General features: G+C 36.0%; 21 protein-coding genes. 19 read left to right on the top strand and 2 right to left on the bottom strand.

Annotated elements, in window-relative coordinates; all coding sequences use genetic code 11:
* Positions 1-38 precede the first annotated feature (38 nt).
* The 5 genes from imm47 (B9N79_RS04565) (at position 39) to B9N79_RS04585 (ending at position 2,664) form a co-directional block, all read left to right on the top strand.
* Positions 39-566, top strand: a complete 528-nt coding sequence (gene imm47, locus B9N79_RS04565; RefSeq protein ID WP_085117812.1) for an Imm47 family immunity protein — start codon at positions 39-41, stop codon at positions 564-566.
* Positions 559-834, top strand: a complete 276-nt coding sequence (imm47, locus tag B9N79_RS26920) for an Imm47 family immunity protein (RefSeq protein ID WP_139814832.1) — start codon at positions 559-561, stop codon at positions 832-834. The genes imm47 (B9N79_RS04565) and imm47 (B9N79_RS26920) overlap by 8 nt, the downstream gene beginning before the upstream one ends.
* A gap of 48 nt (positions 835-882) precedes the next feature.
* The gene (gene rfbB / locus B9N79_RS04575; protein WP_085117816.1) at positions 883-1,854 is read left to right on the top strand and encodes a dTDP-glucose 4,6-dehydratase; all 972 of its coding nucleotides are present in this window, start codon (positions 883-885) and stop codon (positions 1,852-1,854) included.
* Positions 1,855-2,023: 169 nt separating this feature from the next.
* Entirely contained in the window at positions 2,024-2,317 is a 294-nt protein-coding gene (locus tag B9N79_RS04580) for a hypothetical protein (protein ID WP_085117818.1), read from the top strand.
* A 101-nt stretch (positions 2,318-2,418) separates the two neighbouring features.
* Complete coding sequence (locus B9N79_RS04585; RefSeq protein WP_085117820.1) at positions 2,419-2,664, top strand: hypothetical protein; 246 nt, start codon at positions 2,419-2,421, stop codon at positions 2,662-2,664.
* A gap of 50 nt (positions 2,665-2,714) precedes the next feature.
* Here B9N79_RS04585 and B9N79_RS04590 read toward each other — a convergent pair whose 3' ends face one another.
* Both B9N79_RS04590 and B9N79_RS04595 read right to left on the bottom strand, forming a co-directional pair.
* A complete protein-coding gene (locus B9N79_RS04590; RefSeq protein WP_040056574.1) occupies positions 2,715-2,936 on the bottom strand; it encodes a helix-turn-helix domain-containing protein in 222 nt (73 codons plus the stop codon).
* Between the two features lie 10 nt (positions 2,937-2,946).
* Positions 2,947-3,423, bottom strand: a complete 477-nt coding sequence (locus B9N79_RS04595; protein ID WP_085117822.1) for a DUF2975 domain-containing protein — start codon at positions 3,421-3,423, stop codon at positions 2,947-2,949.
* Positions 3,424-3,978: 555 nt separating this feature from the next.
* On the opposite strand from B9N79_RS04595, the gene B9N79_RS04600 reads away from it, so the two are divergent.
* The 14 genes from B9N79_RS04600 (at position 3,979) to B9N79_RS04665 (ending at position 17,505) form a co-directional block, all read left to right on the top strand.
* Entirely contained in the window at positions 3,979-4,383 is a 405-nt protein-coding gene (locus B9N79_RS04600; protein WP_046217743.1) for a hypothetical protein, read from the top strand.
* Complete coding sequence (locus B9N79_RS04605) at positions 4,380-5,822, top strand: HNH endonuclease (RefSeq protein ID WP_082864750.1); 1,443 nt, start codon at positions 4,380-4,382, stop codon at positions 5,820-5,822. Before B9N79_RS04600 ends, B9N79_RS04605 begins: the two co-directional genes overlap by 4 nt.
* Positions 5,819-6,307, top strand: coding sequence for an SMI1/KNR4 family protein (locus B9N79_RS04610; protein WP_040056572.1), 489 nt, complete (start codon positions 5,819-5,821; stop codon positions 6,305-6,307). The genes B9N79_RS04605 and B9N79_RS04610 overlap by 4 nt, the downstream gene beginning before the upstream one ends.
* Positions 6,308-6,546: 239 nt before the next feature.
* Positions 6,547-7,689 carry a suppressor of fused domain protein gene (locus tag B9N79_RS04615; protein WP_046217742.1) on the top strand — a complete coding sequence of 381 codons (1,143 nt, stop codon included), beginning with the start codon at positions 6,547-6,549 and terminating at the stop codon, positions 7,687-7,689.
* A gap of 521 nt (positions 7,690-8,210) precedes the next feature.
* Positions 8,211-8,753 carry an SUKH-4 family immunity protein gene (locus B9N79_RS04620; RefSeq protein ID WP_040056570.1) on the top strand — a complete coding sequence of 181 codons (543 nt, stop codon included), beginning with the start codon at positions 8,211-8,213 and terminating at the stop codon, positions 8,751-8,753.
* 161 nt (positions 8,754-8,914) lie between these two features.
* Entirely contained in the window at positions 8,915-9,370 is a 456-nt protein-coding gene (locus B9N79_RS04625; RefSeq protein ID WP_040056569.1) for an immunity protein YezG family protein, read from the top strand.
* A 58-nt stretch (positions 9,371-9,428) separates the two neighbouring features.
* Positions 9,429-9,806 (top strand): hypothetical protein, encoded by a 378-nt coding sequence (locus B9N79_RS04630; RefSeq protein WP_052264208.1) that lies wholly within the window; start codon positions 9,429-9,431, stop codon positions 9,804-9,806.
* 83 nt (positions 9,807-9,889) lie between these two features.
* Positions 9,890-10,084: a hypothetical protein gene (locus tag B9N79_RS04635; RefSeq protein ID WP_040056568.1), complete on the top strand. Its 195-nt coding sequence runs from the start codon at positions 9,890-9,892 to the stop codon at positions 10,082-10,084.
* Positions 10,085-10,367: 283 nt separating this feature from the next.
* Positions 10,368-10,871, top strand: coding sequence for an SMI1/KNR4 family protein (locus B9N79_RS04640; RefSeq protein ID WP_040056567.1), 504 nt, complete (start codon positions 10,368-10,370; stop codon positions 10,869-10,871).
* Between the two features lie 240 nt (positions 10,872-11,111).
* Positions 11,112-12,086, top strand: a complete 975-nt coding sequence (locus tag B9N79_RS04645; RefSeq protein WP_052264207.1) for an SMI1/KNR4 family protein — start codon at positions 11,112-11,114, stop codon at positions 12,084-12,086.
* 135 nt (positions 12,087-12,221) lie between these two features.
* A complete protein-coding gene (locus B9N79_RS04650) occupies positions 12,222-13,553 on the top strand; it encodes a WD40/YVTN/BNR-like repeat-containing protein (RefSeq protein WP_085117823.1) in 1,332 nt (443 codons plus the stop codon).
* Between the two features lie 653 nt (positions 13,554-14,206).
* Entirely contained in the window at positions 14,207-15,469 is a 1,263-nt protein-coding gene (locus B9N79_RS04655) for a SulP family inorganic anion transporter (RefSeq protein WP_019391992.1), read from the top strand.
* Between the two features lie 147 nt (positions 15,470-15,616).
* Entirely contained in the window at positions 15,617-16,531 is a 915-nt protein-coding gene (locus tag B9N79_RS04660; RefSeq protein ID WP_085117825.1) for an endonuclease I family protein, read from the top strand.
* Between the two features lie 107 nt (positions 16,532-16,638).
* The gene (locus B9N79_RS04665; RefSeq protein ID WP_085117827.1) at positions 16,639-17,505 is read left to right on the top strand and encodes an AraC family transcriptional regulator; all 867 of its coding nucleotides are present in this window, start codon (positions 16,639-16,641) and stop codon (positions 17,503-17,505) included.
* The last annotated feature ends 3 nt before the right edge of the window (positions 17,506-17,508 follow it).

The following is a 17,508-nucleotide window of genomic DNA, read 5'->3' on the forward strand; positions in this document are numbered from 1 at the left end:
TAGAAGTAATAGAGGAAACTAGGAAAGGGGGAGAAATCTTGCTAACAGTTAATGAATTAATTAGAAGCATATGGTATGGGCCAGCATCTTCTGTTGGAGAAACTCAAAATATTGGAGCGTCTTTAACAGAGGAAGAGAAGCTAATTTCTCTCATCCTGTTGTTTAAGAGCGGAGAATTTTCTTTGAAGCCTGTCTTCCTTCATCCTATGAATAGCACTGAAAATGAAAAGCTTTTAAATTTATGTATCCATGTGTTCTGTTCCGTATGTACGCATGAAGATTTGCGAAAAGTAGAAAACTTGAACTTTCTATCCCAGGTATCAGAGGATAATGCTTATGTTTTTGCATCATGTGCAAGAGAGACGCTATCTCCTGAAGTTGTTCCGTATCTTTTAGCTCTACTAGAAGAGTGGGACGATACTGTTGTGGAAGAAGTGATCCGAGATAGTCTAGATCATATGATGGACTACACAGAGAATCTTGATTGGAACGCTCCTGTTGATGAAATTGGCTCTTATTATATGGAGTGGATGAACACTCTTTCGCCGACTTTCTACTATATATAATGGAGGGCCTGTTTTTCCAGGGAATCTAACAAAGTCTCTTGTCCAAAGAGCATTTGCTATAAGAGGGGAGAATACACCGGTAAAAATGAAGAGTGTTCCTATTTTGTTATCAGTATGGAGCGGTGCGAAATGTCCCCTTCAATATAAAAAAGTAATGGATGAAGAAGTATTTCAACAGCTTATGAATTATATAGATACTCTAGCAGAAAGAAGTTGGGAAAGAGGCCGGAAATATTTCTACGGGAATAGTGTGGAGGGCCCCCTTTAGTTTATGAGAAAATTCATATAAAGAATTTAAAAAAGGAGTCAGATTCTCATGAACATTTTAGTCACAGGCGGAGCAGGGTTTATTGGCAGCAATTTTATTCAGTATATGATAGAAACTTATTCAGCGTATTTCATTGTTAATTATGATGCTCTTACATATGCAGGGAATTTAGATAATTTAAAAGAGATTCATCATCACGAGCATTACACGTTTATAAAGGGAGATATCAATAATCGGGAGCTTCTTGATACAGTTGTCAAAGAGCATGAAATTGAGGTTATCATAAATTTCGCAGCGGAATCACACGTTGATCGTAGCATTACAGAGCCAGATGTTTTTATTAAAAGCAATGCCCTAGGAACGCAAACGCTGTTAGACATCGCAAAAGAGAATGAGATTAAAAAGTACGTTCAAATTTCTACAGATGAAGTGTATGGCTCATTAGGAAAAACGGGCTACTTCACAGAAGAAACGCCGCTTGCCCCAAACAGTCCATATGCGGCTAGTAAAGCAGGAGCAGACATGCTTGTCAGTGCTTATTATAAAACATATGAACTGAATGTGAATATTACACGATGCTCCAATAATTATGGTCCTTATCAGTTTCCGGAAAAGCTGATTCCATTAATGATTACAAATGCCATGGAAGGAGAACGGCTACCAGTCTATGGAGATGGAAAGAACGTCCGAGATTGGCTGCATGTTAGAGACCATTGCACGGCAATTGATCTTGTTATCCATAAAGGGGTGGCTGGGGAAGTCTATAATATTGGTGGAGGCAATGAAAAAACGAATAATGAAATTGTTCATTTTATTGTGGAGAAACTAGGTGTTTCAAGAGAACTCATTCATTTTGTAGAAGACAGACTTGGTCATGATCGTCGCTATGCGATTGACGCAACAAAAGTGGAAAAAGAATTGGGGTGGAAACCTACATACACATTTGAAAAAGGAATGGACGAAACAATTCGGTGGTATGTAGAGCATGAAAAGTGGTGGCGAAAGATTAAAAAGAACTAGCAGGGTGGTTTACAACTGCATGGTAAAGATTTCATAGAACAATTAGCCCTGAAACTATGTTGTCCTCAAATTCGTAAATATATTGGAAAGATATTTTGTTATTAAAATCTATAAAAGAAAAAAGATTTGTCGATATAGAAATAAAATACTGTATAGAAATGAGGGCATCATGAAAAAGTCAATCCTGCTTATTCCCGTTCTGGTCGGTGTTATAGCATCCCTATTTTCATTCTCTTTATCTTTTGCGGTAAAGCTTCCAGCTCACACCAATAAAACGAATTTTATGATCCACTGGTTAGAACGTTCGCTTCTTTATGGATTTTTTGTATTTTTAATCTTGTTAATCGCGCTTGCTCTCGTTCATTTTCGTCATGAGCGTACATCTCACGCTACGGAACTTAAAGAAAAAGATAGACGGTATGGAAAGAACGGAGCTCCACGAGAAATCCACCATCTAGATTAATGAGTGGAATGCTCTAGTATTCTTAGGTTAGGGCTAGCTCATATGCCAAGCCTTCCACATAAACTAATATCAAAGGTTATGGTGGAAGGAGGGCACGTATAATGGATAACTCATCTGACAAACAGAAAGGCATTCCTGACTCACTAGTGGATTCGTTAGTTCATGATGTATTAAGGAAAAACAACCTTGATCCAAGAAAAGTGAAGGGACACTTATCCGGCGATCAAAAAAGAATGCTTCAAGAGCTTTTTGGAGATTTACAAGAGCAAGTTGAAGCGTATGTAAATAAACCGAAGTTAAAGAGAAAAAAGATTCAAAAGCCAAAAGAAGATGAGAAAGAAGAATAAAAAAAGAACACCTTTTGATAGGTGTTCTTTTGGTTTTTATGGACAAGTTCTTATCCCTCCGTGTTTTCGTCAGCTCTGTATTCCAAAAGGTCTCCAGGCTGACAATCTAAAGCCTTACAAATTGCCTCTAAAGTGGATAATCGAACCGCTTTTGCTTTTCCATTTTTCAAGATAGAAAGGTTAGCCATTGTGATGCCAACCCGTTCTGAAAGTTCTGTTACACTCATTTTTCTTTTCGCTAACATTACATCAATATTGATTATAATCGCCATTATGTTCACCTCAGACCGTTAAGTCATTTTCTGATTTTATATCGATGGCTTCTTGTAAAAGCTTTTGAAGAACAGCCGCAAAGAATGCGATAACTAGTGAAGCAAAGATAGGGACCATTCCAATTAGGATGAGACCTGGGGCATCGTCTAGCTCTGCTACGAAAAAGACGAATGGCAGCATGATCACATACAAGCTACTAATTATAATTGCACAGTATTTTATTTTTTGTAAAGCTCTTACAGAGATTTGGGAGAACGCTTTGTTTTTGTCAATGTAGCTCAAAAGTCGGAACGCCTGATACAACGCAACGAAAAACGGAATCGCTGACACATACATAATAATGACAATGGGATAGAGTATATGGGCATACTCTGGATTTGCTGGATGATTCGCTAAGTAATATAAGCCAAATATACATAGGGCAAGAGCTGGAGTTCCAATCAGAAAAACAGCTATTTTTAAAAAGATGGTTGAACCTCGTTTCATAAAAACACCTCACTGATTTATTGTCCATTTGAATTTAACACATTTTTTATCGAAATACAATAAATAATTAATGATTATGGTTATATTTTTATTGCTATGTGAATCTTTCTTTGATTTTAACCAAAGAGAAAAAGCATCTCTCATATAAAGAAATGCTCTATAAAACTATTTCATTTATAACCCTTTCAATTAATCCATTAGTTCAAGATTAAAGGCAAGGATCATGGACTTTGTGAAAAATTAGTCTGTCTATGATTTTAAAATAATGTCCTTTAAGCCGTTTTATCAGTAATGAGAATAGGATTAGAGAGTGGGACTTTGTTCGTTAATCGCTATAAGGGAAACGCTTATCTCTCACATAAGATATAGCAGAAGTTTTAAGAGGAAAGTAGAAAGTAGTTCTTTTGAATCTCGGAACGTTTGTTCTTATTAGGTATAAAGGTCTTGTTGGCTTAAAAAAAGCAATCCTTCTTCCTATCCAAATTTTCCATATATTCCTTTAAAATAGTAGTTGGAAAAGAAAAGGATTTGAGGAAAAAGGAAGGAGAGGATCGATTGGGCTACGATGTATGGGGCGGCGTAAAAAATGTAGCGAGTGATGCTTGGGATAAGACTAAAGACACAGCTAATGATGTCAAAGATAAATTGGAAGAGGCAAAGGAAGAAGCAGAACGTCAACTTCTCCGGGCTAAATATTTGGCTCAAGCAGAAGCATTGGATAGCTATGCAAATAATGTAAGAAAAGCGCTTGAAGACTTTAACCAAGCGCCTCAAGAAAATGCGAAAGCTTATAATGCGCATGCGGTTGATTGGCAAGGGAAGAAAAAAGAAGCCTATGATGATTATCAAAATCAGCTTCGCACAGTGGCTGGTGAAGCCCGTGTTGATGGCCAAAATCTTATCATTGAAATCGAGAAGAAAGCCGCTCAGCTCAGAGAAAAGGCAGGTAATCTTGCATGACAAAAAATGGTGGATATACAATTGAAGTTGATCCAGACAAGCTTGATGAATTAGCAAGCGGAATTGGTACAGCGGAAATGAAATGTAGCTTTGCCCTAAGTAAATTAAAGTGGGGCATGGGAAGCATAGCCGCTGATATTGCCGGTGTTGGCGGCGGTAATATTAATCACCTTCAAGAGAAGTTTGAAGGCTCTATTAAAAAATATAAAGACCTACTAGATGATTCGCAAGCATTTGTGAAGAAAACAGCGGCAGACGTGAGACAGCTTGATCAATCATGGCAAGCCAAACTAGGACGGACAGTTGGAGAATTCTCAGGTTGGTACGATCTTCAGCGCACGTTCGGCGAGTATGACCCACAAACAGGTGAAAAAATTACAGGAGGTCAGCGTGCTGAAGCGGGAGTTATGACGATCCTCAACTTCTCGCCAGGAAAAGCCATTGGCGTTGCTGCTAAAGGTGGAAAGATGGCCAAAACGGCAAAGATTGGACAGGAAGCTTCAGCCCTTGGTAAAATAAAAAGTGGTAGAAAAGCCGTTAACCCTGCTGTTTTTAAAGACTTCTTTTCTGGCGCATGGAATAGTATGAAGGGTCGGTTTAGGTCGGCTAAGGAGTACATAGTTAAGGGGAAAGAAGCGGTTAAGCGAGTTCGAGAGAATATCGGTAAGGTAGAGGTTCCTGTAGGTGTGCGTGTTGCGGATACGGGCGTAGGGATGAGAACTATAGTGCCGGAGAAAAGATCTATTAAAGATCTTACATCCCAATTTGCCGTTAAGGTTAAAAGTAATGCAACAAAAAAAGTTGATCCAAAGTATGATAATCTACCAAAAATCGATCATCGTGGTTACCCTTATACTGAACTTGATGAAGTTATTGCAAAGGGATATAATGCTGAAGGAAAAGTTGCGGAACGCTGGGTAGTACCTAAGGGATATGAAAGTGTTGAACATTTTCTTAAGCATGTTGATGATAAAACTATTAAAGAATACGGGTATGATAGTGTAGAAGAATTTAAAACCGTAACAGGTTTGATTGACAAGCATTTAAATGCTTCTTCAAGGCATAGTATTATAAATAAGTCACTGGCAGGAAGTACACATGAAAAAGGTGTAGATTATGATGTTTTAGGTCTCCCAATATTTAAAGGGGATGCTGTAAAATTTACTACTAATTTGCGGGAGGACTTATTTATAGCTAGGGACCCTGATCAATTTGGAAGTTGTACCAATGCTCTAAAGGAGGCAATTGATAAAGGGGAAATTTCAAAAGACTTGTTTACAGAGAAGCAACTTGCTCAAATTAATCGTGGAAAGGCAAAAATCCAAGATCTCACGTGGCATCATCATCAAGTACCTGGAAAAATGCAGCTAGTTGTAACCAATATACATCAGGCTAATCATTTAGGTGGAAATAAATTATGGGGAGAGGGAATTAGATGAGAAAATTAAATTGGGAATTTGCGGATGAACCTGTTAGTGAAGAGTTTGTTAGGAACATTGGAAAAGAGTTGGGATATGAGTTTCCAGAAGATTATATTAAGTGTGCAGCTAAATATAATGGAGCGAATGTAGAGCCGGAAGTATTCGATGTAGAGGGTAAAGAAAGAGTATTCGGAGCACTACTAACTTATGATAAATCCATTGGTGAATACATTGTGAATATTTACAATGACTATAAATCTACCTTACCTAAGGGATTGGTTCCTATCGTATTGGATCCAGCTGGTAACTTAGTTTGTTTTGATTATAATGATAGTTATAATAGTCCTATTGTAGTTTTTTGGGAACATGAAAATGCAGGTGAAAAGGAAATAATTATGAAAGAAGAGGGATTAACGGTAGACGAAGTAGAAAAAGTAGCTAGAGAAAATGTGTTTTATGTAGCAGATACATTTACAGATTTCCTTAATAAATTACATGATTAATAAAGAAAGGATTGGAATGTAATTATTCCAATCCTTTTTTATTAATCACTCAAATATTATTATCTATTACTTTCTTCTAATACTAAAGAAGTAATAAGTAGTAAGAAGACAATCTTATTATAACATGTTGTTGATAATATTAAGGCAGTAAGGGAGATAGAAGGAGAAAGAGATGACATGGTTAGAATCCAATCCTTAAAGAACTAGGTGATATTGCGAAAAGGAGGCGTAATTAGGAAATGGATAATAAACAGGTTGCAAAGGAAATTCGTTCAGCTATAAAAAAAGGTGACGCTGAAAAAGTAGTCGAATTAATCAACTCTGATACGGAACTTTTAAATATGATGACTCCTTTTGGGACATGGCTTCACGTAGCGGCTTCTAGAGGACAGTTAGACATAGCTAAAAAACTAGTAGAACTAGGTTCAGATATTAATATGGTAGGGGGAGTTTATAATGGCGGTGCGTTAAATGTGGCTGCTTCTGCAGGTCACATTGATATAGTAGAGTATTTATTATCTTGTGGAGCTCATATGGACGTCAGTGAACCAGAGAAAAATCCGCTATTTGGTGCTATAAGTAATGGACATGTTGATACCGCAAGACTATTAATTGAGAGTGGCATAGATACAGAGGTTAAATATAATGGTGAATTCATGAAAGATATGGATGCATTAGCTTTCGCAAAAGAACAAGGTCAAAAAGAAATTGTAAAGTTATTAGAAGGCCAAAAAGATCATTCTGTTAATATGCCTGAAATAAAGGGTAATTATCACGATATAATTTTAGATCATATAACTAAATACTTTGGACCTGTTAAAACTACTATAAGTGAAATTGTTCCTGGTAGTAGAATATCGGTAAATGTCCATGTAATTCCTCCGTCAGTGGACAAAGGTTTCTTAACACTTGTCACTACAGGAATGAGTGATGAGCCTATGGATTATTCTAAGGAAGAAAATGTATTTAAATATGCAGAGTTGTTATTAAAATTACCTCCTGACTGGAAGATTGACAAAGATTATATAGGGAATCAAGAGTATTATTGGCCTCTTAGTTGGTTAAAGAAAGTGGCCCATATTCCGCATGTTTATGAAGGTTGGCTTGAAGAAGAGGTTATTCTGCCAAATGGAGAGCCTCCACAACCATTTGCATCAAATACGAAATTGTCATGTATAATGATATGTCGCCCTTCAGAAAGTGGATTGGATAGTGTACATACTGCACAAGGAAAGGTGCATGTTTACACACTTGTTCCTATTTATGAAGAAGAAAGAGATTTAGCTTTAGAGAAAGGCCATGAATATTTACTGAAAAAAATGCATGAGAAAGGTATTTCTGATGTATTAGACATAAATAGGGTGAATGTTGGTAGAGAATAGTTTTTATAATTGCATATAGGAATTTAGTATGTAAGAAAAAGATTGGGGTAACATCCCAATCTTTTTTGCTTTACCATCACTTCATAGAATAAGATGAAGTTTATAGAATACGAACCTTTAGGTTTACTATCTTCTAGGGATGAGGATAAACAGTTTGTCTTGAACTATATTAATAATCAAAGAGATCAAGATTAGAATAACCTTAACTTTAAAAAGTGTAGGGTATTTTATATGTCTTATAGTAGAAGGTTAGATTCTCTTTTTAAACTGAACATTTTAGTAAAAGCACTTAATTATCTATAATAGATATTAAGTGCTTTTTACTTCTAAATAGTAAAACCTACTAGGTAATGTTGGTGATTAAAAATAAAACTAACAATGAAATTGTAATTACAAAGTATAAACTTTTTGATAGGTTTTAAGGAAGAAGTCCGCTTTCTAAAGGTAAAGTTAAGATGGAAGGCAGCGGAGAAAGTAAAACGCGGATTACTATTATATATATTTCGAAGGGGTGTAAAAAGATGCTACTGCCGGGGGAATTTAAAAGGCGTTGGGATGCTAACAAAAGTGGCCCTCTTATTAAATTTAATAATAAAAGTTTAAGGAACACGAATTTTTCAGACGAGTTAAAACAGTTTTTATGTAGAGGAGGATTACCTAAATCTCCCCCACCATATTTAGAGTTGAGAGGGGTACTAAAGCCTATTACAACAGTATTTAATATGCCAAAAGAGTTTCAGCAGTATTGGTTTCTGGGGTCAACTGGTTCAGGGAATCCGATATGTATAACTGAGGAACAAGAAAATGTGGTATTCCTTGATAGTAGTGATCATTATAAAGAGGTGTTAATAAATCGTTCTCTATCTCAATTTGCGGAATGTTTATTAGTTTATTCAGAAATGATTGATAAGGCGATAGATGCAAACGGTGAGGATGCTTTTGTTGATAATGATATACCAGATTCGGTGATTAAGTGGTTGAAAAAAGAATTAGAAAGAATTGATGTTAAGTGTATGGAAGAAGGATGTTTTTGGTTTGATGAGATTAAGGATTTGTTTGAATAGCCTATCCGAATAATATTATAAGGTTGTTGTAAGGATACTTTAAAAGTGTGAATCCTGAGGAATTTAAAGAGGTCTTAGAAGGGACTATTCAAAGATATAAAGATTCAGGTAAGGTTAATTCTTTAGATCTTGAAGTTTAATTAGGAGAGTGAAAAAATAGTATGAAAGAATTTGAAGATAAATTTAGTGAATTACAAGGGGATATGATCTCTATATGCATGGAATTCGTTGAAGATCGAGCGGATAAAGTATATGTGTATGTTTCATGTGAAAAAGGTGTGATATCAAGCAGTTTTTTTTATTCCATTAACAATACATATGTAGAAGCTCATAAAGTGAATGATGCACTGAAGGACGGGGATCAAACTATTGATGTATCTCCAAAACGAGGGTTTATGGTATTAGATATTATCAACAGTAATATTAGAAAAATTAGAGAATTATGCAAAGAATATGAAAGAGACATGCCAACGGAGATGAAAATGATATACGATGTTAAGAGTGGAGGGGTTCAAGCCGAGTACAACTATGATTTAGTTCATACTATTGATGATGTAAAAACATCTAGCGCTTTTGCCGATGAATGGTTTGAAGAGATAAAAAATAATAATCTTTAATAGGAAGATTAGAATACAGTGTTTTTCTAAATAGCATGGTAAATTAGGAGGTCACAAAATGAGTGTGTCCATTTATTACACTGCACAACGTAAACAAAAACTTACAGACTATGAGCAAGAAGCTATTAATAAATTAATTGCGAATTACTCGGTTGATGAAGAAATTGAAAAATATACCCGTACAGGTGAAGGATATAATTGGACAAGCTTTTACGTTTACAATCCTGAAAATCCAACAGAAGAGAATGTTATTTTCGAAGGTTCAACCCAGCTTCCTGATAACAGTGAAGAGGCTATGTGGGAAGGTGTTCAACATTGGTCTGCATTGCTTTCACAAATTCGCTGTGTGATTTCGGATGCAGAATGGCATGTACATATCGATGACCACGTACTCTTTTGGGATGATAAGTATTTAGAATATGATTTGTCGAAATAAAGGTAGTGTTAGAAGCTTTGAAAATTATTTGGAGTAAAGGTGATAGTAACCTAGCTTTTATATTCATTAAAAGGAGGTTTACAATGATCATAAACGATAAGATTTTTGGTACCCTTTATCATGAATGTGGGTGGACAAACTATACGACTATTAACTTTCTTGGAAATGAACTTAAAATAGATTTAATAGTTGAAAGTGATGAAGATGGCTTATTCGATTCCCACTTTATGAAGAAGAACGTCAGCTTGCGATGGAAAAGGGAGAAGTGTATTTGCTAGAGAAATTAAGAAGTCAAATTCCTGATTTATATATTATGAATCCTAATCGAATCAATGTAGGGTGTACATGTTAGGTACTGTTAAATCATTAAGATCACATGACCAAGTAGCAGGAAGCTATTATTGATATCAAATTATAGAGTGACAACACACAAGTTGGATATTTGTTGTCACTGGTTTGAAAAGGAGACATCTTCAGGGGATAATGTCTATAATTTTCTTAATGATGGAACAAAGGAAAAGGGCCTTTTTATACGATTGCAAAATAAAAGAGGATGATTAGATGAATGGAGTAAAGTGGAAGTACCTTGAAAGACCAGTTAATGAGCAAGAGATAAGAAAAGTTGAAAAGGAATTGAACGTAATCTTTCCCGCTGATTATAAACAGTGTGTCCAAATCAACCACGGGGCATCACCAGAACACTTTGTATTAGATGTAGAAGGAACAGAGCGAGCATTTGGTAGTTTACTTATGATTAACACACCTGAAAGTGCAAGTGATATAGTAAGAACTTATGAAAGCTATAAGGATACTCTTCCAAAAGATATTATTCCATTTGCTGATGATCCAGGAGGGAATCTTATCTGTTTTGACTATAAAGAACGCAAGGGGAATCCTATTATAGTATTTTGGGAACATGAAGAAGCATGCGAGAAAGAAATATTAATGGAAGAAGAGAACTTAACAGAAGAAGAAGCAGAACAAGTAGCAAGAGAGAACGTTTTTTATGTGGCAGATACGTTTGCTGAGCTTCTTCAAAAATTACGTAAGTATGAGGGGAACTGAGTTTTTGAAATAACATAGTTTCTCCATTATTATTCGTACAATCTTTGGTGCTTTAAAATAGAAGAAAACAATTTCCTAGTTTATATCATTGCTTATATAAAAGATTTCATGGTGCAATTGAAACCTTTAAAAAATCGTGTTCAATATAGAGTACCTATGGTTGGAATATTAGAACTTACAATAGTAAAAATACAAGAACAATGATTATGAGAACGTTTAGCATAAGGAGGCATATCTCTAGTGAAATTTAAAATAGCTCACTCCTTTCCAGCTACAAATGAACAAGACATTCAAGCTTTTGAAAAAGGGTATAACTTGTCTCTACCACTCGAGTATAAAACGTTCCTTCTCCAACATAACGGAGGACAGCCAGAGCATAATAAAATAAAGATGTACGATGCAAAGTATGATGCTTCACTTGGAACGATTGTAAAATCCTTTCTGTCATTATATAAGGAAGCGGAAGATAACTTAGAGGCAATGTATGTGAAATATGCTAAAGGAAAGATTATTCCATCTAAGTTTCTTCCTATTGCTATTGCTCCAAGAAAAAATCTTCTTTGTTTATCATTACGCAAAAAGGATTATGGTGTCGTATATTATTTTGAAATTGATGACTTTGATAAAGAGAATTTAAAAGAGGAAGGAAGAACATTAGCAGCCACTTCATTCTTAAAATTTTTAGATGCACTTGCTCTTGAATATGATATGATACCAAATCCAGCAGAACTTGTTCCGCTTCCACCGCCCCAAAAGAAAAAGGAGCTGGAGAAAAAAGATGTAACAATCGGGAACATCCAGTGGTGTGATGTGGAAGAGATTACAGAAGAAGAAATTCATAAAGTAGAAGAGAATCTCGACGTCATCTTCCCAACGGATTATAAGGAATATGTAAAGAAGTGCAACGGAGGTTTTCCGAACAGAGATGAGTTTTATTTTGATGATGGCTGTTGCAGTGTGTCTCTTCGAAATTTAATTAGTCTTCATCATGATATGCTTGCTACGTATGAAGACGTTAAATCCTATATTCCAGAGAAAGTGATTCCTTTTATGGAAACGAGAAGCGGTGATTTTTTTTGCTTGGACTTCCGGGAAAGTTTAACGTCTCCTCCTATCGTCTATATGGATCATGAAGAAGAAGGAGACGAGTCCATATCAGCGCTTTGTGACACATTTACAGAGTTGATTACAGGATTAGAATTTGAAAAAGATTAGTTTAGTAAAAAGAGTATTGAAACTAGCTTTCAATACTCTTTTTTTATAATCTAACAGCCGATGATTTTTTAATAGATTACTAAAGTGGAAATAAGTGTTAGAATTAGATGGAAAATGTAGTAAAGGAGCTCTAACATGATAAAAAGCAAAAAGTGGCTCATAGCCATTACAACATTTATCTTTCTTCTAGTAATAGGACTCTTTCTTTTCTTAAAGTGGTCTGAACCAGCCTTTAATAAAGAACTTCCAATGTCAATTTCGATTGATCATGAAAGTAAAGACTTAGGCGCAGAAGATGCTGCCTACATGTTCCTGTCAGATCTTCTGGATCCTTACAAAGAACCTGAAGCTCCTTCATGGAAAAAGCTTGATGATGTACGTTTTGATGAATTTCAACTGCTTGCAGGTGACAATGAGGAGGCAGCCGTAGCGGTCACATTTTGGGTTAAACCAAAAAATAAAACATGGAGTATTTTTCATAATTGGGGCAGCATGGAGAAGGATGGAACGATTCGGGATATTCACTGGACGATGAGACTTAAGAAAAGGGGAGACAACACATACGAGCTTACAAAAATCGAAGAAACATCAGGCGCTGTAACAGGGCTTCCGGCGGTCGAAAACCAGTATCAAAAGGAAGCCGGTATAAAGGTAGTAAACAGTGATATGAACTACACGCTGGATCATAACAAATTACAAGTTACCTATAATGGTGGGGAAAGTTGGGTGAAGGTTCCGCTTGGGGTTGATCAATTATTTCAAGGGGACTATAGTGGTTCAAAGGATACATTGATTGAAGGAAGTTTTGTTATTTCACCAGAGAAAACAGCCTTTGTTTTTGTAGAAGGCGGTATGGAAGCTGAACGGGTAAGCATTCTCTACTCTAATAATAAAGGAAAGACGTGGAAGACGAGCCGAATTTCAGAAGAGTTTGCGTCTGTACGACTTAGAACAATTGGCTTTACGTCTAAAAAGGATGGCTATCTGATTCTTACATATGACAGAACAATGGGATTTGAAGCACATACGGTTTTTAAGACAAATGATGGTGGAGCAACTTGGAAAAAAGCTGGCTCTGTTCCTGACGTCAGCAATCATGTAACAGATGGAATATTTATTAATGACAAGCTAGGATTCCTTTCATTTGGTACAAAAAATGAATTAAACAAAGAGGGAAGTCCTTATTTATTTCGAACAGAGGACGGCGGGACAACATGGAATGAAGTTGAAGTGCCAATGCCTCCTGAGTATCAAGGAATCTTTGTTGTTGCTGAGCCACCAACTTTTGATGGGTCACAAGGAACGTTGCTTATCAATCAGGGACCGAGTGGGGATTATCAAGGAGGAAACGTTCTAGCGAGGTTTATTTCAATCGACAAAGGGAAGACATGGAGCTTTGCTAATCTAGTGGATCCTGATCAAGTCCTTGAGGGTGAAAAATCAAGATTATCATCAGAAGAGAAATAGCATGAGATAGTCACTTATCTTTTACACATTTGATACGTAAATTTAGTCTAAGAACTGAACTGTAGGATAAGAATTACATCTACTATAGATACGTTAAAACCAGTAGCTCTCACATCAGAGCTGCTGGTTTTTTATATTCTTCTTAGAATAAAAATGAAGCGTTCCATTAAAAGGATTTATTTAAGTTTATTATTTATCATTACTTTATTTTTAATTAAATTAACAAAAATAAACATAATCTCTTTTCCTTTTCCCTCATTTTTAAAATTAGAAAATAAGAAATAGGTTAAAAAATCCTCATCAAATTCTCATCTTTATGTCATTTCATTATAATTTAGCTCATTTAAGATAGAGGTAACTTCAAAAGAAGCAAAGATTCGCTGTTTCTTAAGTTTTTTAAAAATTTTGTAAATTTTATGTTGATAATGTTAAAAGAATTTAAAATTACTGTTAATGAAATAACAAAGATCAAAACATCGCCGTTTATATACACCATTTGCTTGGAGAACAAAATTTAGTATGGGGAGCATCTAACGAATAAATCATAAAAAAAGAAGATTAGATGCCCGCAGAGTCCCATCTTGACATAGAAAACTAGATTTTGATGAAAAAGGATAATAATCAATACTTAAAAATGGAGGTTATGGGCGTTCATGAATTTAAAAGCATTCAGAGGATATTCCTTACACAATTTACGAAAAGACGTGCTATCAGGAATTGTTGTTGGTATTATTGCAATCCCTTTAGGATTAGGATTTGCGATTGCATCTGGTACAGATCCAGCTACAGGCCTTTACACAACGATTGTAGCAGGCATACTGATTGCTCTTTTAGGAGGATGTAGATTTCAAATTGGAGGGCCCACTGGTGCTTTTGTTCCAGTTTTATTAGGAATTGTGTTGCAATTTGGGTTTGAGAATTTACTGATTGCAGGGTTTATGTCAGGGGTCTTGCTCATCATCTTTGCGCTATGTAAAGTTGGCAGTTTAATTCAATATTTCCCGAAAGCCACCATCATTGGGTTTCAATCAGGAATTGCGGTCATTATCTTTGCAGGCCAAATTCCAAACTTTCTAGGGTTACACGATATTGAGAAATCTGAGTATTTTCATTTAAATATGAAGGAAATAGCAGGGAACCTCCAGTTTTTAAGTTCTTACAGCATTTTAACAGCGCTCATTTGCTTAGGGATTGTGTTAACAATACCACGCTTGTTCCCTAAGATTGGGAAGCTTTCGTATCTATTAGCGATCATTATCTCAAGCGTTGTTTCATCCCTCTTCTTTTCTGGAAAAGTTGAAACAATTGGTTCGATTTACGGGAAAATTCCGAGTCAGATTCCGATGCCACAGCTGCCTGAGATTACAGTTGAAAAAGTGATGATGCTTCTTCCATCTTCATTTATTATCGCCATTCTTGTTGGACTGCAGTCGTTATTAACGGCTCGCGTAGCAGATGAGATGACAGGAGTGAAGCATGATAGTCGAAAAGAGTTAATTGGTCAAGGCGTAGTAAACATGGTTGCGCCAATATTCCAAGGCATTCCAGCAGCAGGTGAGATTGCTCGAACTGTAACAAATATTAAAAATGGAGCGTCTTCCCCAATTGCAGGAGCAACACATGCAGTGTTTGTGTTAATCGTTGTTGTATTACTTGCTCCATATGCTTCATTTGTTTCTCTTGCTAGTTTGGCACCTGTTTTAATGGTTGTGGCATGGAGTATTAGTAAGAAAGAACAGTTTGCAGAGATTGTCAAAGAAAAATCAAGTCATTCCCTTGTGCTAATCGTAACGTTCCTTTTAACCGTGTTTACAAATTTAACAATCGGAATTGGAACAGGATTAGGATTATCACTCTTGTTTTATCTCATAAGCAAAGTAAAAGCGTATCAAAAACAAGTAAACAATGCCCTATAGGAGAAAAAGCCTGAATTCACATGTTGAATTCAGGCTTTTTTTAGTATGGGTAATTCTTCACTTTATAGGGGTGAAGAAAGGAAAAAAGAGGTGCTTTCAAGAATGAGTTAGTAAAGAAGATTTCAATATAAAAGGAGAGATGCTGTGATGAATAGGAAAATGGAAGATATGGATAAAAACGTAGAGATGAATGCTTTTATTGCCGAACTAAAAGAAAATCAAAGAAAAATAGAAGACAAGAACGAGTATTACGATGAAGCGAAAGACAGAGAGGACATTCAGAGCTATTATAGCGGAGTTGATTTTGAGAAAACGGGTAGTAAAGAGCTATTCACAAAGTTAAACGATCTTGTGACACGTACGCATCATACGAAGCTTCCATACAGCACAGAGACGAGAAATTATCTTTATTCATGGGCAGATCTTCAAGAAAACGGCAAGCTTAAAAGTATCTATTCCGGCCAACAGCAAAATCCAGAAGAAGTGATAAAAGAAGATTATAAAGCTTTCTTAAGAAGAGAAAAGGCATATAACACACTGGTAACAAAGGATAAAAGGGACGAAAAGACGCTTGAGGTGATGAAAGAGTCGATTGAAAAAGAGAACAAATATAATTGTGAGCATGTTGTGCCACAATCATGGTTTGATAAAGGAAATCCAATGAGAGGAGATTTGCATCACCTTTTTGCATGCGAGCCTAAGTGTAACTCCTCAAGATCGAACCATCCTTTTTACGATTTTGCTGACTATTCTCCAGAAGCCAGCGTGAAAACGATTAGAGAAACGTGCGGGAAGTATGAAGAAAACAAGTTTGAACCTGAGAGCGGCAAAGGAGAAGCTGCCCGAGCTACTCTTTATTTCTTACTGAGATATCCAGGAGAGATTCGTAACTACAAAGGAGAAGATATTACGATGCTCGTAAAATGGCATAGAGATGATGAAGTCTCTCTTTACGAAAAACACCGCAATCGAGCAATTTGGGAGAAACAAGGAAACCGCAATCCTTTAATTGATTTTCCGCAATATGTGAGTAAGATCGATTTTGCATTGGGCTTGATGTAGGGAGGGGATGGCACTTTTTATACTTTAAAAAAAGATAGGAGATTGTGAGAATGCTATGCTATCTTTTTTATAGTGAAAAGTATAATGAGTCATAAGAGGTGCTAGCAATGGAAACATCGTACGTTTTAAAAATACCTGATAAGAAATTTCAAGATTTTCATCTTCTCTTTTGTGGATACGCGGTCTGTGAGCCTCTTCATCATTTTGGTCCTGCTGTACGTCCGAACTATATTATTCATGTTGTTTTATCAGGAAAAGGCTATTACTATGTTGGTGAGGAGAAGTATACGCTTGGAAAAGGACAAGGTTTTTTAATACTGCCTGATGTGTTAACAAGATATGAAGCAGATGAGGAAGATCCTTGGACATATATATGGATTGGATTTGATGGAACAAACAGTATGGAACATCTGCGCAATATTGGACTTGGCGCTGGTAAGCTGTTTTTTCAATCCCAAAGTACGAGAGAGTTAGAAGAAGTTGTGATGGATATGCTTCAGTATAAGAAGCTAGATGTGAGGGACGAGTATCGGATTCAAAGTTTGCTTTATCTATTTTTCTCTCTTATTGCGAACAGTTCATCAGACTTTTATAAGGAAGAAACGTCGAAGGAAAACGACTATATTACAAAGTCGATTGAATTTATCCAAACGCACTATAATGAAAAAATTAAAGTAACAGACATTGCCCATTATGTTTCTTTAAATAGAAGCTACTTAACAACATTATTTCGTAAAAGAACTGGAGTGTCTATTCAGCAATATTTAGCACAGTTTCGTCTAACAAGAGCTGTTGAGCTTCTTGCGCTTACAGACTTATCGATTGAGCAGATTGCCGAGTCATGCGGCTATAGTGATCCGTTAGTTTTTTCAAAAGCGTTTAAAAGAGAGAAAGGTATTTCACCTACAAAGTACAGAGAGCGCGAACGGCTGGAAGGAATGAACACGAGGGAGAAAAGAGAAGGACTACGCTAAAAA

The sequence above is a fragment of the Priestia filamentosa genome (assembly GCF_900177535.1).
In the GTDB taxonomy this organism is placed as follows: Bacteria; Bacillota; Bacilli; order Bacillales; family Bacillaceae_H; genus Bacillus_I; species Bacillus_I filamentosa.